Origin of the sequence: Acinetobacter sp. YH12236 (assembly GCF_013417645.1) — a bacterium.
In the GTDB taxonomy this organism is placed as follows: Bacteria; Pseudomonadota; Gammaproteobacteria; order Pseudomonadales; family Moraxellaceae; genus Acinetobacter.
The window spans coordinates 25,233-42,648 of record NZ_VPDM01000024.1; the positions used below are offsets into that span (position 1 = coordinate 25,233).

Annotated in this window: 14 protein-coding genes and 3 pseudogenes; 10 read left to right on the top strand and 7 right to left on the bottom strand. The window is 42.5% G+C overall.

The features are described from left to right. The first annotated feature begins 7 nt into the window (after positions 1–7). From FTV14_RS11160 to FTV14_RS11190, 7 genes are all read left to right on the top strand, one after another. Complete coding sequence (locus FTV14_RS11160) at positions 8–3,091, top strand: efflux RND transporter permease subunit (RefSeq protein ID WP_004974298.1); 3,084 nt, start codon at positions 8–10, stop codon at positions 3,089–3,091. Beyond that, on the top strand, positions 3,084–3,407 hold the full coding sequence (locus FTV14_RS11165; RefSeq protein ID WP_004974301.1) for a DUF3240 family protein: 324 nt from the start codon (positions 3,084–3,086) through the stop codon (positions 3,405–3,407). Before FTV14_RS11160 ends, FTV14_RS11165 begins: the two co-directional genes overlap by 8 nt. Continuing rightward, entirely contained in the window at positions 3,407–3,877 is a 471-nt protein-coding gene (locus FTV14_RS11170) for a hypothetical protein (protein WP_228291711.1), read from the top strand. The genes FTV14_RS11165 and FTV14_RS11170 overlap by 1 nt, the downstream gene beginning before the upstream one ends. 401 nt (positions 3,878–4,278) lie before the next feature. After that, positions 4,279–4,569, top strand: coding sequence for a helix-turn-helix transcriptional regulator (locus tag FTV14_RS11175; RefSeq protein ID WP_070153163.1), 291 nt, complete (start codon positions 4,279–4,281; stop codon positions 4,567–4,569). Continuing rightward, entirely contained in the window at positions 4,559–5,908 is a 1,350-nt protein-coding gene (locus tag FTV14_RS11180; protein ID WP_154320132.1) for a type II toxin-antitoxin system HipA family toxin, read from the top strand. Before FTV14_RS11175 ends, FTV14_RS11180 begins: the two co-directional genes overlap by 11 nt. An 18-nt stretch (positions 5,909–5,926) precedes the next feature. Then, the gene (locus FTV14_RS11185) at positions 5,927–6,931 is read left to right on the top strand and encodes a YecA family protein (protein ID WP_070153169.1); all 1,005 of its coding nucleotides are present in this window, start codon (positions 5,927–5,929) and stop codon (positions 6,929–6,931) included. A 10-nt stretch (positions 6,932–6,941) separates the two neighbouring features. Then, positions 6,942–8,060 carry a hypothetical protein gene (locus FTV14_RS11190; protein ID WP_179989052.1) on the top strand — a complete coding sequence of 373 codons (1,119 nt, stop codon included), beginning with the start codon at positions 6,942–6,944 and terminating at the stop codon, positions 8,058–8,060. Positions 8,061–8,203: 143 nt separating this feature from the next. Here the strand turns inward: FTV14_RS11190 and FTV14_RS11195 are convergent, their stop codons facing one another. Beyond that, entirely contained in the window at positions 8,204–9,517 is a 1,314-nt protein-coding gene (locus FTV14_RS11195) for an ATP-binding protein (protein ID WP_070153175.1), read from the bottom strand. A gap of 237 nt (positions 9,518–9,754) precedes the next feature. Between FTV14_RS11195 and FTV14_RS16140 the strand changes: the two are divergent. Together FTV14_RS16140 and FTV14_RS11205 are read left to right on the top strand one after the other, a co-directional pair. After that, positions 9,755–10,060 (top strand): annotated as a pseudogene (locus FTV14_RS16140) (transcriptional regulator). Further along, positions 10,057–10,971: pseudogene (locus tag FTV14_RS11205) on the top strand (type II toxin-antitoxin system HipA family toxin); the annotation flags it as partial. The pseudogenes FTV14_RS16140 and FTV14_RS11205, both read left to right, overlap by 4 nt. A 44-nt stretch (positions 10,972–11,015) precedes the next feature. Here the strand turns inward: FTV14_RS11205 and FTV14_RS16055 are convergent. The 4 genes and pseudogenes from FTV14_RS16055 to FTV14_RS11220 form a co-directional block, all read right to left on the bottom strand. Beyond that, a complete protein-coding gene (locus FTV14_RS16055) occupies positions 11,016–11,792 on the bottom strand; it encodes a DEAD/DEAH box helicase (RefSeq protein ID WP_257219781.1) in 777 nt (258 codons plus the stop codon). Then, positions 11,793–13,423: pseudogene (locus FTV14_RS16065) on the bottom strand (DEAD/DEAH box helicase family protein); the annotation flags it as partial. 25 nt (positions 13,424–13,448) lie between these two features. After that, entirely contained in the window at positions 13,449–13,820 is a 372-nt protein-coding gene (locus FTV14_RS11215; protein ID WP_000354814.1) for a type II toxin-antitoxin system HigA family antitoxin, read from the bottom strand. A 31-nt stretch (positions 13,821–13,851) separates the two neighbouring features. Further along, on the bottom strand, positions 13,852–14,154 hold the full coding sequence (locus FTV14_RS11220) for a type II toxin-antitoxin system HigB family toxin (protein WP_154320130.1): 303 nt from the start codon (positions 14,152–14,154) through the stop codon (positions 13,852–13,854). Positions 14,155–14,544: 390 nt separating this feature from the next. Here FTV14_RS11220 and FTV14_RS11225 point away from each other — a divergent pair, with 390 nt between their 5' ends. Next, positions 14,545–14,748 carry a hypothetical protein gene (locus FTV14_RS11225; RefSeq protein WP_094069354.1) on the top strand — a complete coding sequence of 68 codons (204 nt, stop codon included), beginning with the start codon at positions 14,545–14,547 and terminating at the stop codon, positions 14,746–14,748. A gap of 22 nt (positions 14,749–14,770) precedes the next feature. Here FTV14_RS11225 and FTV14_RS11230 read toward each other — a convergent pair whose 3' ends face one another. Next, on the bottom strand, positions 14,771–15,652 hold the full coding sequence (locus FTV14_RS11230; RefSeq protein ID WP_179989051.1) for a hypothetical protein: 882 nt from the start codon (positions 15,650–15,652) through the stop codon (positions 14,771–14,773). A gap of 67 nt (positions 15,653–15,719) precedes the next feature. Beyond that, positions 15,720–17,273 (bottom strand): esterase-like activity of phytase family protein, encoded by a 1,554-nt coding sequence (locus FTV14_RS11235; protein WP_167846514.1) that lies wholly within the window; start codon positions 17,271–17,273, stop codon positions 15,720–15,722. Positions 17,274–17,416: the final 143 nt, after the last annotated feature.

A 17,416-nucleotide genomic window follows, 5' to 3' on the forward strand; every position in this document is an offset into this window, starting at 1 on the left:
GAGACATATGTTAAAACGTCTTATCGCCTTTTCACTTAGTCAGCGCATTTTAATATTATTGCTCACATTGGCGATCAGTGTGGCAGGCTACATTGCTTTTACGAAACTACCAATTGATGCTTTTCCTGATGTGTCAAGTACGCAAGTACAAATTGTGATGAAATCGCCCGGCATGACGCCCGAAGAGGTGGAAAGCCGTATTGTTGTACCCATTGAACAAGAAATGTTGGGAATATCTCATCAGACAGTAATGCGTTCGCAATCTAAATACGCGATTGCGATTATCACATTAGACTTTGCTGAAGGCACTGACCCTTATTGGGCTAGACAACAGGTGAATGAACGTTTAAGTAATGTGATGTCTGCATTACCAAGTAGTACGTCAGGTGGAATTGCACCCATGACGACCCCATTAGGTGAATCTTTTATGTTTACCTTACATGGGCCACTCAGTGATATGGAAAAACGAACTCTACTTGATCGGGTGGTTCGTCCACAACTTCGTAAAATTGAAGGGGTCGCCGATGTTAACGCTTTGGGGGGACTTGTTCGTACATTTGAAGTGACCCCTAATTTAGAGGCCCTGGCGGCACGAGGCTTATCTTTAACACAGCTACAACAGGCAATCGAGCTAAATAATGCCAGTGATGGTGCTGGGCGGCTTAATGAAAATGGAGAGTCATTACTGATCCGAAGCGATAGCCGCGTCAGAAACCTTGAAGAGTTAGGCGATATTATTGTTTCTAGCCATCAAGGAACATTGGTGCGGGTTAAAGATGTTGCACAGGTACATACTGGAGCACTCACACGCTATGGTGCAGTGACTGAAAATGGCCAAGGTGAGGCTGTCCAAGGTATTGTATTAACTTTAAAAGGTGCGAATGCACGTCAAGTCGTTCAACATGTTCGTGAGCATTTGTCCGACATTGAAAAAACTCTGCCACAGGGTACAACGATTGAACCATTTTATGATCGTGGTGAGTTGGTAAACCGAGCCATTCATACCGTAAGTAAAACGTTATTAGAAGCTATTGTCTTAGTCTTGATTTTACTTTTATTGTTCTTAGGAAACCTAAGGTCTGCTTTAGTGGTTGCGGCAGTTTTACCATTATCTGCACTAAGTACTTTTTTGATGATGCACCATTTTGGTTTAAGTGCCAATTTAATGTCTTTAGGTGGTTTGACGATTGCGATTGGTTTATTAGTGGATGCTGCAGTTGTAGTGGTTGAAAATATTGAAATGCAACTTGCTGAAGCAAAAGAGTCACCGCAACGTTCTTTTTTACCGCCATTAAATATGATTTACCGCGCAGTGTCTGAGGTTGCAGTACCAGTCACAGCAGGCATGATCATTATTATGTTAGTGTTTATTCCATTGGTCACGCTTGAAGGATTGGAAGGGAAGCTCTTTTCACCTGTGGCTTTAACAATTGTATTTGCTTTATCAAGTTCACTAATTTTTTCTTTGACAGTGATTCCTGTACTGTGTTCATTCTTTCTAAAACCGAAAGCACATCACACACCCTTTTTAGTAGCTAAATTAGAAACTGGTTACCGAAAACTTTTGAATCTGAGTTTAGCCCATCCTAAACAGATTTATGTCTTAGCAGGTGGTACCTTACTTCTGGCTGCATTGATTTTCCCATTCATTGGAAAGTCATTTATGCCAACCATGGATGAGGGAGATACTATTTTACAGTTAGAAAAAATCCCTTCGATTAGCTTACAAAACTCAATTGCATTAGATCTGGATATTCAAAAACGTATTTTGGAACAAGTGCCTGAAGTTGAAAGAATTGTGGCACGTACAGGTTCTGATGAATTGGGATTAGACCCTATGGGGTTAAATGAAACAGATAGTTTCATTGTGCTAAAACCACAAACGCAATGGCAAGTCAAAAATAAAGAGCAAATTTTAGAAAAAATTCGTCTTGTACTTCAAGATGTTCCTGGCGTGAACTTAACATTTAGTCAACCCATAGAGATGCGCACTTCAGAAATGTTGTCTGGAGTACGAGGAGATTTGGCTGTCAAAATTTTTGGAAGTGATTTAGACCAGCTTAATGATTTATCAAAGCAAATTGCAATAGTTCTACAAGGCATTGAAGGCAATGAAGATGTCATGACACTCGAAAATTCGGGAGTACAGTATCAAGAGCTGCGAATCCATCGTGATATGGCTATACGAAATCAATTGGACAGTCAAAATGTTCAAGCCCAACTCAAGATGCTCGTGGAAGGCAAAGAAATAGGTTCCATTATTGAACAGGGGCGCCCTGTTCCATTAATGATGAAAGGGGATCCACGTTTGGGAGAGTCGAGTTTTGAATTTTCCAATATTGCCTTGCCAATTGAGAATGCAGCTGCAGTGCCATTGTTATCTTTAGCAGAAGTGGTTAAGACTGAGGGTGTCGTAAAAATTGATCGTGAAAATGCATCACGAATGTCAGTGGTACGTGCCAACGTACGTGATCGTGATTTAGTTAGTTTTGTAGATGAAGCAAAACAATTGGTTGCAGAGAAAGTCAAGTTACCAACCGGCTACTCACTCAAATGGGGGGGGCAATTTGAAAACCAACAACGTGCGGCTGCTCGCTTAATGCTTGTTGTACCTGCTGCATTAACAATGATCTTCTTTTTACTATTTACGACTTTGGGTTCGGTGCGTCAAGCCGTATTGGTTTTCGTCAATATTCCCTTTGCGTTAGTCGGTGGAGTATTTGCATTAGCATTAACAGGTGAGTATTTATCTGTTCCTGCATCAGTTGGTTTTATTGCCTTGATGGGGATTGCTGTACTGAATGGTTTAGTGATGATTAGTTATTTTAATCAACTGATTTCTCGTGGTGTTGCAATTGAGGAAGTTGTTCGTGAAGGTGCTATGCGCCGTTTACGTCCAGTCATGATGACCGCGAGTATTGCAGCTTTAGGTTTGATCCCATTGTTATTTACTACTGGCCCTGGTGCCGAGATTCAACGTCCATTGGCGATAGTTGTGATTGGAGGGCTTATTTCTTGTACTTTGCTGACTCTGATTTTACTTCCTAACTTGTTTAAAAAATTTGGTTTAGCGCGAGATCATCATGTCTGAAATATGCCAACTCTCTATTAACGTGTCCTCTGATATTGCTGAAGAACTTATGGAGCATTTGTGGTTAATTCCTGAGTTGATTTCAGGGTGTACTTGTGTCAACGCACAAGGGTTTGGTAATCGCCAACATTATCGTAATGTTCAGGAAAAAATTCGCGGAGCAACTGAACGGAATCTTATATTGCTGATTGTACAACACGAATCTGTATCATTGGTTTTGGCGCATATTCAGCAAAAATTTAAATCAAGTGATTGTTTTTATTGGGTCATACCTACATTAATTTCTGGTTATATGAGCCAAGGAGCACTTGACTAATGACATTAAATATCAAATTTAAATCAACACTTCTAGGCCAAATTTGGTATCTGTTTGGGTTGGGCTATTGTTTTACAGTGGCTTCGACAGCAATTGCAAAACCTCAACTTGAAGCTGCTTTGCCACCACTTGAAGCAGTACAACAGAGTCTAGTAGAACATCCGAATGTGCGTGCTGCAATATCAGAGCAAGATTATGCAGACTTTGCCCGACAAGGATTAAAAGTAGGGCAAAATCCGTGGACTGTTACAGCCGGTATGCAAGTACGTAAGACGGATACACAACTAGAGCGAAAACAAGCCAATAGTTATGAACCTAGTTTGGGGATAGAAAAACAAATACGTTTGCCTAATAAATACCGGCTAGATCAAGATCTAGCACAACGTATTTCAAGTATTGCAGAAACCCCAACCTTGGCAATAGTCACCAACATAATTTACATTAAATTGTATAAATTGCTGTGTATATAAGTACAATAACATCAATAACTTACGTTTTAAAATATTTTTATTGGAATTAATGTTTATTAAGATCGTTTAATTTTGGTCACATAAGTTTTTAAAAATTTACCAAATAATCACCAACATAATTTTGTGATGATTAATTAGGTAAACCGAATGGTAAAAAATCAGGTTGATGGAGTTATATATGGCTGAACCGTACCGGGTTTGTCGGAGACTTTTTTATTTAAGTTAGGCCACCTGACCTAACGGGTTAATCTTATGCTGCTGTTAGGGTCTAAAAATAGCAGTTTTGAAGGGCTTTATCGAGTGATTTTTTCAACACTCTACGCAATTATGGATATCATAGTATCCACTTTATGTTTTATTTCGCTATAATGGATATAACTGTATCCATTTGGTCTTTGCGGATGAATTTTACCTTACTTGATGATACCGATGTAAGCCAAGCTTATGCGGCTTATTTACGTGAGTTACGCAAGCAGGCAAAGCTGTCGCGCGCTGCATTGGCTGAGCGAAGCTGCGTACCTGCGGCCACCATTAAGAAATTTGAGCTGACCGGGCAAATTTCATTTCGTCAATTGCTGTTGCTATGGCAGACACTTGATTCGCTAGATAGGCTTTATCAGCTCACGCAACTTAGCAAAGAACGCGCTGCTATACCCATGAGTATTGATGAGGTGCTAAAAGATGAGTTTTAAACCGATTCAGAAGCTTAATGTTACTCGTACGCTAAGCTCAGGTGAGCAGATATCTGTTGGAGTCTTGGCGCAGAATCGGCAAGGCGTTTTTTTTCAGTATACTGACGACTATTTGCAGCAGTTTGGCAATTTATCACCGTTTACCTTGCAAGCGAATACGCTAGTTCAAGCCGCACCTAAAGCGCCGCACCAAGGTGTACATGGCGTATTTGGGGATTGTTTGCCCGATGGCTGGGGCATGTTGTTACAAGATCGTATTTTCCGGCAAAAGGGCATCCTACCTAATCAATTAACGGCGATGGATAGACTGGCCTTTGTCGGTGATAAAGGCATGGGAGCGCTGTCTTTTGCTCCGGTGTCTGAGTTTTCAGCCACGACATACGCGGACATTGATTTAGCAACCTTGGGCTTAGAAGCACAAACGCTGTTCGATGCTTCAATGTCAGATTATATGGATGATAATCACGATGAGTTAGATGGGCATACGCAACAGGTGTTGGCCGCATTAGTCGCCGGTGGTAGTTCGGGTGGAGCAAGGCCTAAGGCGCAGATTTATATGCCTGCAGGGGAAACTCAGCATTGTCGAACCTTTGCTCAGCCTGGAGATGAGGCTTGGCTGATTAAGTTTACCTCGAAAAATCTCGCGCTCGGGCATGAAGAAGGGTTGTGTGAAGCGGTTTATTTGCAAATGGCCGAGCTTGCCAAGTGCCAACCACCAGTCTGGCAACTCATTGAAGCACCAACTACAAGCGGTGCGTCTGCCTGGTTGGCGCTTAAGCGTTTTGATTATGTCACGGAGCAGGCCCGTTTAAGCGGTAATCGCAGTTCAGGTCGCTTGCATATGCACAGCGCTTGCGGGCTGCTGGATGCAGACTTTCGAACGCCAAGTTTAGATTATATTGACTTGATCAAAGCCAGCCGTCAGTTGTGTAAATCTCCTGCTGCTGGGCAGCTGCAATTTCGCCGTGCCGTTTTTAACCTGCTGTCGTCTAACCAAGACGACCACAGTAAAAACTGGGCGTTTTTGCAAGCGGATGACGGTCAATGGAACCCTGCACCTTTTTACGATGTTACCTACAGCCCACATCCATTCAACGAACACGCCACTGCTTTCGGCGGTTATGGCAAAGCGCCATCGCTTAAGGTGATGCAAAAACTTGCTACTAGTGCTGGCTTTGCGAATTGGAATGATGCAAAGCAAGTTATTGAAGAAGTCGCAGAAGCCATCAGCCAATTTACGTATCTTGCCAAGCAACAAGGGATCAGTAAAACAACAATGTCCGTGATTGCTAAGACATTGGAGCAGCGTAAACAAGAAAATGCAGCGCTTTTTCTATAACAATAAGAAGGGACAGTAATGAAGCTCGGCCGAAACGATCCTTGCCATTGTGGCAGTGGTAAAAAATTTAAACGTTGTTGTATGAGCAGCGTTTCCAAGCAACATGCCCAAGTCTTCGATGATGTTGAAACCATGCTGGCAATGAACCCAAATTTGAGTCTTGATGAACTCAATGCCGCTTTGCAGCACAAAGTGCAAGAACGCAATCATCAACCTCATCCCGATTTTTGTGGCGTAACGCCAACGCAAATGGCCAATTGGCTTTATGCGCCTTTTGATGAATTAAAGTGGGTGACAATTTGCACTCCCGACTCTCTTTCTGCCAGCCCAATAATGCGTTATCTAGCCCTCATTCTTGATGAGGCCATGGCGCAAGAAGGCTCCTTCAAAGCCACGAGTAAAGGCAACTTACCGGCTAAGTTGGTTAAACAGGCCAGTGAGTTATTGCCTGAGTTTGCCGTTGCTCAATTAGAACGTAGTATAAGCATCAGCGAGTTTTCGGGCAGCAATGAAGACAAATTTAATGCCTTGCACTACACCCGAGTGCTTGCCGAAATTAGCGGTATTATTTATCGGCGCAGTGGCCGCTACCATGTAAAAAAATCAGCGCAAAAGCAGTATCAAGCGCTAGGCATACAGGCCTTTTTCAAACCTATGTTAGAGGCCGCTATCAGCAAATATAACTGGGGTTATTTGGACAGTTTCGAATACGATGTCGACTTGCGCACTTTTTGGTTGTTTATGCTGTGGCGTATTCAAAGCCACAACAGTGTGGAGCAGCTTGTGAAAGAGGTGATGACAGCTTTCCCTAATCTATTGCTGGTATTCCCTACGGATGATTACTTCTCGCCAGAAAGAAACTTAAGTATGCTCATCGAATCACGATTTATTGAGCGATTTTTGCAGTTTTGGGGATTTGTAACGATTGACCCAAGACGTTATATAAACGCTGAACAAGTCGCCAGAGTGATTCAGGTACAGCCTTTGTTAAAACAAACTTTTCAATTCACAATAAATAAATAGCAAGGTCACCGTGAGCGAATTTCAATACTATAAATTTGAGCGTCTGGATGGGTATTTAGATGCTAAAGCACGTCAAGCACTCAGAGCCATTTCAAGCCGTGCCGAGATCAGCGCTACGGCCTTTCAGGTGTATTACACCTACAGTGATCTAAAGGCCGAGCCTTTTGAGCTGATGTTAAAATACTTTGATATCGGTTTTTACTATGCCGATTGGGGCTCAATCGATGTATACATCAAGCTACCAGCAGGAACGCTTCCAGATGCGTTACTTGGCTTTTCAAGTGATGGACTTCATGTTCACGAAAACGATGAGTGGCAGTTGCTGATTTTTTCCCTTGAGGAGTGTGATGAGTATTTTGACGATGAGCATGCTGACGACTTTTTCCAGCATTTAGCCGCTTTACGCGGCGGGTTAATGCAAGGGGATTGGCGCCTTGTGTACTTAATGTGGCTCAAAGCGTTTGATTTTAATGATGGCGTTGAGCGAGTGCCGTTAATTCAATTCGATTTTGAGCACCTCAGGGAAGAGGAGCAGTCGTTTGCTGCGCTGTATGATATTCCCTTAGCATTGGTTAAGGCGCTCGCCATGGTGCTGAGCGAACAACCCAGTCACCAAGCCAAACAAACTCAGCTTACGCTTGATGCGTGGATCCATAATCTCTCGCAAGCAGAGAAAGACACGCTATTACGCACGTTGTTTGAGCAAGGCCAGCTAACCCGTCACCAAGCCTTAGCGCTGACGCGAAAAGAACCTGTCAACACAGACGAGATCTATCAATACTGGTTAACTTCCGCCGTCATTTCTCCTTTCATTGAGCAAGCGCAAAGTCAATTACAGCAAGAGCAAGCCGCAGCACTCGCAAAAAAATTAGCTATCGAAAAAGCGGAAAAAGAAAAAGCGTTGACGTATATCTACAATCAACGTGAGCACTACTGGCAGCAATCACAAGAGCAAGCGGATCGAACTTGCGCCAGTGGTTACGATGCGGCATCACGCTATCTGCATCAGCTGTTTGAGGCCTATCAGTTCAAAGCTGATGAAGCGGCGTTTGAACAACGTTTTAAGCGCTTTGTTGTGGCGAATAATAGCCGTAAAGCACTGTTAAATCGCTTGAGTGATTTGCTTTAAACGATGAGGCGATAGGCTGGCCAAATGACGTTAGCAAAAAACCGATTGAGGGTTGGTTGAAAGGTTGTAAGCCCACCAAAGGTCTACAAATTGTTACCTATGAAGTCACTTTGTGTAGACCTCGGGGTCTAAGTAACGCGCTTTTACCATCTCTGTGGTAAATACTGCGTGAAATACAAAGGCATCACGATATTGGTTTGCTCTAATGCGGATGAGCCTTGTGTACCCGTTAACTTAAAGGTTTTACTTGGAGTACATTTTTCAACGTAGGATGCCAACGATTTTGCTCTTGTACGTTTACCACTTTTGACCTCCACAGGGACGATATCGCCTTCATCGGTCGCCAAAATAAATTCGATTTCGGCACGGGCGTCATTCCATGAATAGCTTGGGTCAACGCCAATGGCAGTGAGCTCTTGTTGCACAAAGTTTTCAGCCACATAACCTTTGTATTCATAGTTTTGTTGCTTAATTTCTTTATAACTGCTGCCGAGCATATGATTAAGCAGACCCACATCAAACAAAAACAGTTTCACCATATTTTCTTTTTTATAGGCCGCTAACGGAGATTTCGGCAATCCTTCAATAGGGTAGTTTGGCAAAGCTAGGCGGCAGCAGTTAAGCCAATGGATCGCGGTTTCAAAATCGCTATAACGAGATTTACGCTCATGCACATGCTTAAATTTAAAGCGTTTAACCGACTCATCGCTGACAAGTGATAGCTGGGCTGGAATGCTATTAAATACCGATTCAATCAGTGTGGTGTCGACCTTGCCCGCGTACTTACCAAAATCGCGGCGATAACCTTCCACTAAATCGGCATGAATTTTTGTGACTTTTTCAACACGCTCTAGAATGCTTGAATCCTTATACTGATACCAAGCAGAAACGGCTTCCGGCATACCACCAGTAAAAAAGTAGTCAGTGAGTTTGTCCATCAATTTGGTGTGTACTGCCGGTGTGCTTGCTTGACTATCAAACGCTTTGATCAGCGCTTGCTCGTTGGATGCGTAAATAAATTCTTGGAAGGTCAGTGGTCGTAAATTGTATTGTTCTACCTTGCCCACAGGGAAGGTGTTGAGCAAACCAATATTCGAGCCGCTGGCAGCGACAAAATAGGACGGTGCTTTTTCAGCAAAGTACTTTAGTGAGGTAACGGCACGTTCACATTCGCCAATTTCATCTAATATCAGCAGATCGGTTTCTGGGTTGAACGCTTGGTTGGTTAACAACTCAATATTCATTACTAGCTCGTCAGGTGACAGAGAGCCATCGAACGCTTCTTTGTAGGCAGGGTTTTCAAGGAAGTCGATACGAAGGATGTTGGCAAAGGTATTCCCAAATAACTCTTGTAGCAGATAGGTTTTACCTGTTTGTCTTGCACCATCGATCAATAATGGCTTGCGCACCGGTTGATTTTTCCATGTTATTAGGGCGTTTAGTAAGTTGCGCTGCATTGTCATTTCCCGCCAATTAAGACTGTTAACTGCCTGTAGTATAACTCAGCCTACACTTTTACGCGCAGAAAAGTGCGGAATTTTACATTTTTATGCGCATAAAAGTGTAATTTGATGACCTTTGGCATTCAGGGATTCACATCATCGCCTTGGCCAACGCGCAAGCTAAACCTAAAAGTAGGATATAAATCCAATTATATTGAGTAAAGTGGGAATATAGTCCCTTTGGTTGGTGATATGGCTAAGCGTGACTTACACAATATATTGTTTCCAAAGCAGCGTAAAATCCTGACGCAGTTTGGTGAAGACTTGCTGTTGGCGATGAAAAGACGTGGTTTTACCAAAAAGCTACTGTGTGAACGTACTGGTTTTGATCATAAAACCGTGAATTAAGTCTTAGCCGGTGATCCGGGCGTTGCCATAGGCACTTACTTAAAGGTGATGGCCGTTCTTGGCATGGAAAGCAACTTTGCAGAAATGGCCGCCCATGATGAAGTGGGTATCAAGCTGCAAAACATAAAATTGCTGGAAGGTTCAAGATGAGCCGTGAAATCGTTGAAGTCTATGCCGACTGGCAGCCAATTGAAGCACCTTTGCTAATAGGGCTGCTTTCTTACAGCGATTCAAGCCGAGGTGGCGTGTTTAGTTTTGCCTACGATAAAGCATTTTTAACCTCAGCCTATCGCTTGCAAATTGATCCCATCCTGACCCTCCACTCCGGTGTACTCTAAAACGATGAAGTCGATAAAAGCTTCCGCGCATTTCTTGATTCATCGCCTGATAGATGGGGGCGTATTTTAATGCAGCGGCGTGCGGCGATTGAGGCGCGCAAAGGCATTCGAGCAACAAGTCGATTAAACGAATTGGATTACCTGCTGGGCGTAAATGACTCTTACCGGATGGGTGGTATTCGATTTAAGCGAACAGGCTCGAATGCTTTTTTGGACGACAATTCTGAATTTGCTGCGCCGCCAATGGCTTCTTTGCGAGAGCTAGAGCATGCAGCAATGCAGATTGAAAAAGACGATAACATCGACAGTGACGAGTATTACCGCTGGTTGAAAATGCTGATTTCTCCAGGCTCATCATTAGGTGGTGCAAGGCCCAAAGCTTGTGTCACAGATGAACAAGACCACTTGTGGATTGCTAAGTTTCCCAATTTAAACGATACCCATGATGTGGGCGCGTGGGAGATGGTCTGTTATGAATTGGCGTTAGCGGCAGGTGTTGACATGTTTCCAAGTGAGATGAGGCAATTTTCGTCACAGCACCATACCTTCTTAACAAAACGGTTTGACCGCGACGGTGACAAGCGGCTGCATTTTTCGTCGGCCATGACACAGCTTCAATACTATGATGGTGAACAATCTCAAGGTGCCAGCTACTTAGAGATTGCTGAATTTATTTCCAATTGTGGAGCACAAACCACAGCTGATTTAGCTCAGTTTTGGCGTATGGGGGTAAAGGCATGGGGAAGTGTTTAATGAAGTGCTGCTGTTTATTTTGGCTTGGTATTTGGTGAAGGGATGTTTTCTAATTTCAATGAAGGTTGCTTGTTACTGTTGTCATCAATGTACTCAAGGGCGTACCTCATAGCCTTGTAGCTTTTCTCGCGTTTTTTAAACATGCGTTGCAGCATAGGGAGAGTGCAGTCCACATAGTCGTGAATAGTGACTTGTGTTTTGCCTTCCGATTCACGATGAATACGACCGGCATATTGAGCCAATGTTCCTTTCCATGAGATGGGCATGGCCAAAAACAACGTATCCAGTCTTGGTAGGTCAAACCCTTCGCCTACATATTTTCCTGTTGCGACGACGACTTGAGCCGATTGCAGATGATTGTCAGCGTTCTTGCGTTCCGCAGCTTTCATGGCGCCTTTAAGTACGACAGTGCTTATACCCATTTCGGTAAGTCGTGAGTGTATGGATTCTGCGTGCTCTCTACGCTCTGTAAGGACTAACGGGTGTCCGCCATTTTGAACACACTCGTAGGCGTCTGAGACGATTTTTGAAGTGCGCTGCTCATTATTGACGAGCCAGCGGTAGGCATCGCTTATTTTGGGGCGCTCATCTGTTTTTATAAGCTCTGCTGCTGGTACATCGTAGAGCTGATGAATCATCACGGTTTGAGTAAATTGCTCATCAGGGCTTTGTTTCACTTTGTAGCGAATAGGCCCTGCCGCCATAAAAATGATCTTTTGATGACCATCTTGTCGCTCTGGTGTTGCTGTAAGGCCCAATACATATTTTGCTCTTACCTCGTTGAGTACCATTTCAAACCTTGGTGCAGATAGGTGGTGGCATTCGTCAACAATAATATGGCCGTAGTCTTGAATGAGAGGAGTGATGGAATTGTCTTTTTTATTAACCAAACTTTGGTAGGTGGCTATGTCGATAATGCCACTCGGCTTTCTTTTACCTCCGCCTATACTGCCAATGGTTACTTCGGGTAGGAACGTGCGTAAGCGCTCTTGCCATTGTCGAGCAGTTGTCGGCTATGAACCAGTATGAGGGTATTTACTTTGCGTTTTACGATCATAGCAATGGCAGTAACCGTTTTTCCAAATGCAGTTGGCGCATGCAAAATACCGAAGTCATGTTTAGATATTGCGGCCACTGCGTCACGCTGGTTCTTTCGCAAAGTGAACTCAGGGGTAAGCTTTAATAATGGTTTACCAATTTCACGCTTATCGTCAAATAGTGGCGAAATGTTTTGCTCTTGTAGCAAAGCAATCGCATCATCGAGGCAGCCTCGCGGTAGTGCTAGATAACCGTTTTCAATACGAGCACAGGAAATAAACCTCGGAATGCCATGGGTTGAAAAGCGCAACGCTTGTGTTTTAAAAAACACAGGATTAGAAAAACTAGCTAATCGCTTTAGTCCGGCCAGTAATGGCCCAGGTAACTCGCTCATCAAAAAGTAGATATGGTTGGCCAAGGTAATGGTCACGTTTTTCGGCAAAGACTCTAATTTTATTGGTGCGGCTTTGGCTGTGATTTCCCAAGGAGGGCGGTTGTCTGTTAGCCCTTGCTCGGACAGTAATAGGGTGTTGGGTGAAATAGTTGTTATGAGTTGGTCAATACTCGACTGAGTGAGCGTTTTAAGCTCAGCAAGGTACCGCCATTGATCATCGATGGCATTCAGGTCACTGTCAACAAAGCAACTACGACCTGAAAGGCGAGCCTCCTTTTGAAGTGGTAACGCAATGAGATTGCCAAACCCGCCTTCAGGAAGTACATCTTGGTTAGGAAAGAGCCTGTCATAGGAGTCAAACGATAGATTTGGAAATATTTCCATGGCTTTATCAAGCAAAGCGAAACCCAGTGCCCGAGCATGGTTCGCTGGGATATTGGTTTCAAAAAATATCCATAAGTGAGCCCCGTTGCCAGAACGCGAGATTTCTATCGCGTGCGGAATATCAAACGCTTGGCACACTTTAGACATTGCTTTGACTTCTTCTTGCCAACAGCCTTTGTCAAAATCGGCTGCCAACAAATAGCACGAATTATCTTTAAGTAGTGGATACAGACCTACCACTTGATGACCGGCAAGGTGCCTGTAAATAATGTGCTCGTTTAATTCGCTAAACTTTCGGTGTGAACAGTCTTGGCATTTAATGCGGGGTTTGTTGCATAGCCCGCTTACCCACTCATTATCACAGGCTACGGAATAGCCACTGCGCCCCTGTTGATTTTGCCAACGATTGGCAAAGATATCCTCTCTTCCACGAAATCGTTGTCTGAATAAGGCGACCTTTTGTTCTGGCGTGAATGTCTGTACTGAACGCTCGATTTGAGCGCTACGCAAAGCCTCTCTTAATGCGAGAAGCTGCTGCTTTTCATTTTCAAGCTCAGCTAGCCTGTTATCAATAGCAGAAATGTTTGGGTAGCGAGCGTCATTCATAACAAACTAATTTTGATTCGCAGCACTATAAAGCGCGAACTTGCGGTGGCTTGATCAGCGACTCTGCTGGAATACCTAACCCTTCATGAAGTTTCCAAATCATTTTTAGCGTGAGTGATCGCTTATGGTTTAGGATTTCATAAACACGATTGCTTTTACCTATCATGGGTTCAAGATCTTTAACGGTTAAGCCTTTGCGCTCCATCTCAAACTTTATTGCCTCAACAGGGTCTGGCAAATCCATTGGAAAATGCTTTGCTTCGTAGGCCTCGACTAACGTAACCAAAATGTCCAGCTTTTCGCCTTCGACGGTATCAGGCTCCGCCATCATTAGGTTTTCGATGTCGTTTAATGCCGCGCGGTAGTCGGCATCTGTTTTAATAGGTCTGATGTCCATTATATTTACCTCTTGTTACTACCTTTTGGCTTCAAATCGTTTGTACATCAATTTTATCGTATTGCGCATGGCTGCCGATAAACCGTATGTAAACCACTTTGTACGCATAATTGATCCAAGCAACTAACCGGTATTTATTACCGGCAATGTTAAACACGACACGCCCATCTTTGAGGATGCTGGCATTTCTAAAGTCCTGTTTCACATCCGCCGGTGCTCCCCAATCAGCGTTTAATGCATGCCTATACCAAGCTAACGTTGGCTCTTTAGCGTCAATGTATTCTGAGCTGTCTTCCCAAAATGTTTTTAAGGTTGATAGTGCGATAATTCTCATAAATAGATATTAGTCCCAATTTGGGACTTTTGCAAGTTTGGTATTCTTGATGCGGTTAGGAGTTGTTACCGCATCCCCAATTGCCCCATTCCTTGGGGCGGTTCACATCCCTCTTATTCACCCTCTTAAGCTCGGCATATCAAGTGTTGCCCCATTGTCCCAACTGCCACGGTAAGTGATCAAATGGGGGGCTTGCTATTTTCGCCTGATGGGCCTTTTCGACATGCGGCTGCGTTTGCCATCGAAGAAGGCCAATACTCTGAACCAATAGAGTGATTCTTCATACCCCAAGCTGTGCGTTGGACGTGCAGGCGGGATGAGCCCCAGTTTGCGTCCTAAACTGACAATCACGTAGAAGCGAACGGAAAATACCTATACGAGCCTGAAACTGTGGCTGAAGTTGAGCATATTCTAGGTGCTGTTGTTGTTCTATTAAGACAGCCGATTTATTCACTCGGTTTAGGCTGTGTGATTAATGTGTTTAGAACAGCCCAAGCTTTAAATATTGGGCTTGAAATTGGGGCAGAGAAGGATAACTTGTATCTCAAACCTGATCTGACAGTTACCCATTTTTTATTGTTTCTATCAGGTTAAATTTTCTAGATGTGTATGAAGGCTAATTGCAGAAATTTGATTGATATTGGTACACAAACTGAGTCTTTGTTGCTGTCGAAGTTGGTGCATTATATTGGGTTAAACCTTTTAAAGCACTGAAGCTTAAAGCAGCACGATCAACTACTTTTCTTGTGAAATTCGCATTGGGATCTGAATATTTAAACGAAATTTCTGCTAAAACAGGTTTTAGACTACCGTAAGGCAATAGGGTATACCATAAACTTAACTCTAAATCTGCATCGAATTCACCTAAATCAATCGTTGCACCACTATATTTTCGTTCATAGATAGTTAGACCACCAACTTGATTCAGGGCTAGACTATTATTAAAATTATAGTCATTTTTGAAGCCAGTAAATAGAATATTGATATCCTCAAAATCGTTAATGGTTCGCGAGGTTGGTACGGTTGTTGACTTGCTTGCAACTACAAGGAAACTCAAGTTATCTTTACGAGTAATGTCATCTTCTAGCTTAGTTTTTGCGCCTGATACATTGCTAGTCAAATCTTTGAAGTCAGCAATATAATGGTCATATCCACGATACTTTAAAGTTACTTCTTTTGTACCATTTTCATTACGCTCTCTGAAGCTGTATCCCATATTTTTTAAAGTACAGCTTCCTTGAGTATCGTAAAAGCGGATTTCTCTTTGTGTATCAAAGATCATAGCACCAGTTACGTCACGACTGATTTTATTTTCAATCGCATTTTTCACCGCTGAAAAATAGCTATTTATGCTGCTTGCTTCATTTCCATAATTAAAATTTATGGGATCTAATAGTACTTTGTATTCGCGAGATGTGGCTTTGGGAGATGCATAGCTCAGCGATGGTAGCACTGTAATTGCCAAGAAAGTTATCAAAGCCGATTGAGTTATTCTCATTTTTCTCTCTAGACAAAAGTTGAATTTAAAAAGCCCAAAAGTTTTAGCTTTTGGGCTTCATTCATTGTTATGGGTTGAAAAGATTTAACTTATCGGCAATATATAAGGTAGGTGTATCGACACGCATGCCCACATTATCCAAATACTTTTGCTCTAAACCATTGGTTGTCCAAAGACCCATGTCATCATCATTCACAATGCCAAGAGTTTGTCGGTTAATCAACCATAGACCTTCCATTTTGTCATGCGCATAACTTACACGTTTACCCATATCCAATACCAATGTTTTACTTACTGGCTGAATATTTAGTGCTTGTAATGCTTCCCATTTTTTATCGTTATTGATGAAATATTGCTCGAGGGTTTTACCTGCAATCGTTAAACCAAGTTTAGGATCTTGCACTAGATCGCCCTGAGTTGCGATATCCTCCAAATTGGTAGCATCCTTCAGATCAATACGATAAACATGTTTCATGATATTCGGATCGTCTTTAAGGAATTTGCCATCACGTTCCAGTACTAAAAACTCATGATCATTAATCGCAATAATAGCTGAGTTTGAGTTAGCATCAATTTCTTGACGATAGAGATACTGAGCAACTTTTCCTGTTTCAAGATTGATCGTCACAATACGTGTTAAGGTTGATTTATTAACAGCTTTAGTCGGTAAGTCCATTGTCGATTGCATAATCCCAACCAATGTTTTTTGGTCAGGTGTAATAGTTAAACCTTCCATACCACGGTTGGCACGACGATAACTAAATTCTTGCGGTAAAGTGAAGGTATTGCGCACATCATTTACAAAAGGATTAATACGACCAATTTCTTTTCCATTGGCATCATAGTGCACAATGTGAGGACCATATTCATCACTCACCCAGAATGTACCATCATTCAATGCTGCCAAACCTTCAGAATCGAGACCGTAATCATCAAGTTTGATAGGGTTCGTTATTGGGTCATAAGGCTTTGATGGATCTTTAGCGATGACCTTGCCATGAATATCGTAAGGTGTTTCGCCTGTACCACCTAGTGCAGCAGTATTCGGTAATCCACTAATATTATTTCCATCACGATCTTTTAATAAAATCGTTTTGATGAGTTTGATTGAGCCATCATCTTGTACCTCAAACAACCCAATTTTAGGTATATAGTCTGGCATTGGAAAAATCTTACCAGCACCATTCACGCCATCATTATAGTCAGCATTTGGGCCACGATCTGTGATTGCGTAAAATTGTTTATTGTTCGTAGGATGGGCAGCAACATCAGAGCCAAAGCCACCCTGTCGAAGTGTAAATGCACTCGCAATAGTTGTTCCATTCGCCTTAAAGCTTGTTAAGTTTTGGTAAGGCAATGCAACCCCTTGGGCAAATAAGTTTGGACCACACTGGATGGAGCTTTGCTGGATTTCATTCGCATCCAACTCACCATTTTGATTTTTATCCAAACCACTTTCAATACGTGTTCCAGCACTCCAGCAATCATCATTTCCAAGTACTAAAGGCGTCTGTTGAATCAAACTATTCAATCCATTTTGACCATTGTCCCCATCATCAGTACATGCGGTTAATAAAATTGTCGAAGCTAATAAAGCTAAGGTTAGTGGTTTTTTTTTCATTTTTTTGAAGCATCATGTTTAAAAAGCTTCATCATAAGAAGCAAAAATGACAATTACATGAATGAAATATGATCAATGTAAAATTTTAGCAAATTAAAAATATCAGTAGTTTGTGGGGGTTATATCTAGGTTTTCTTCATTAT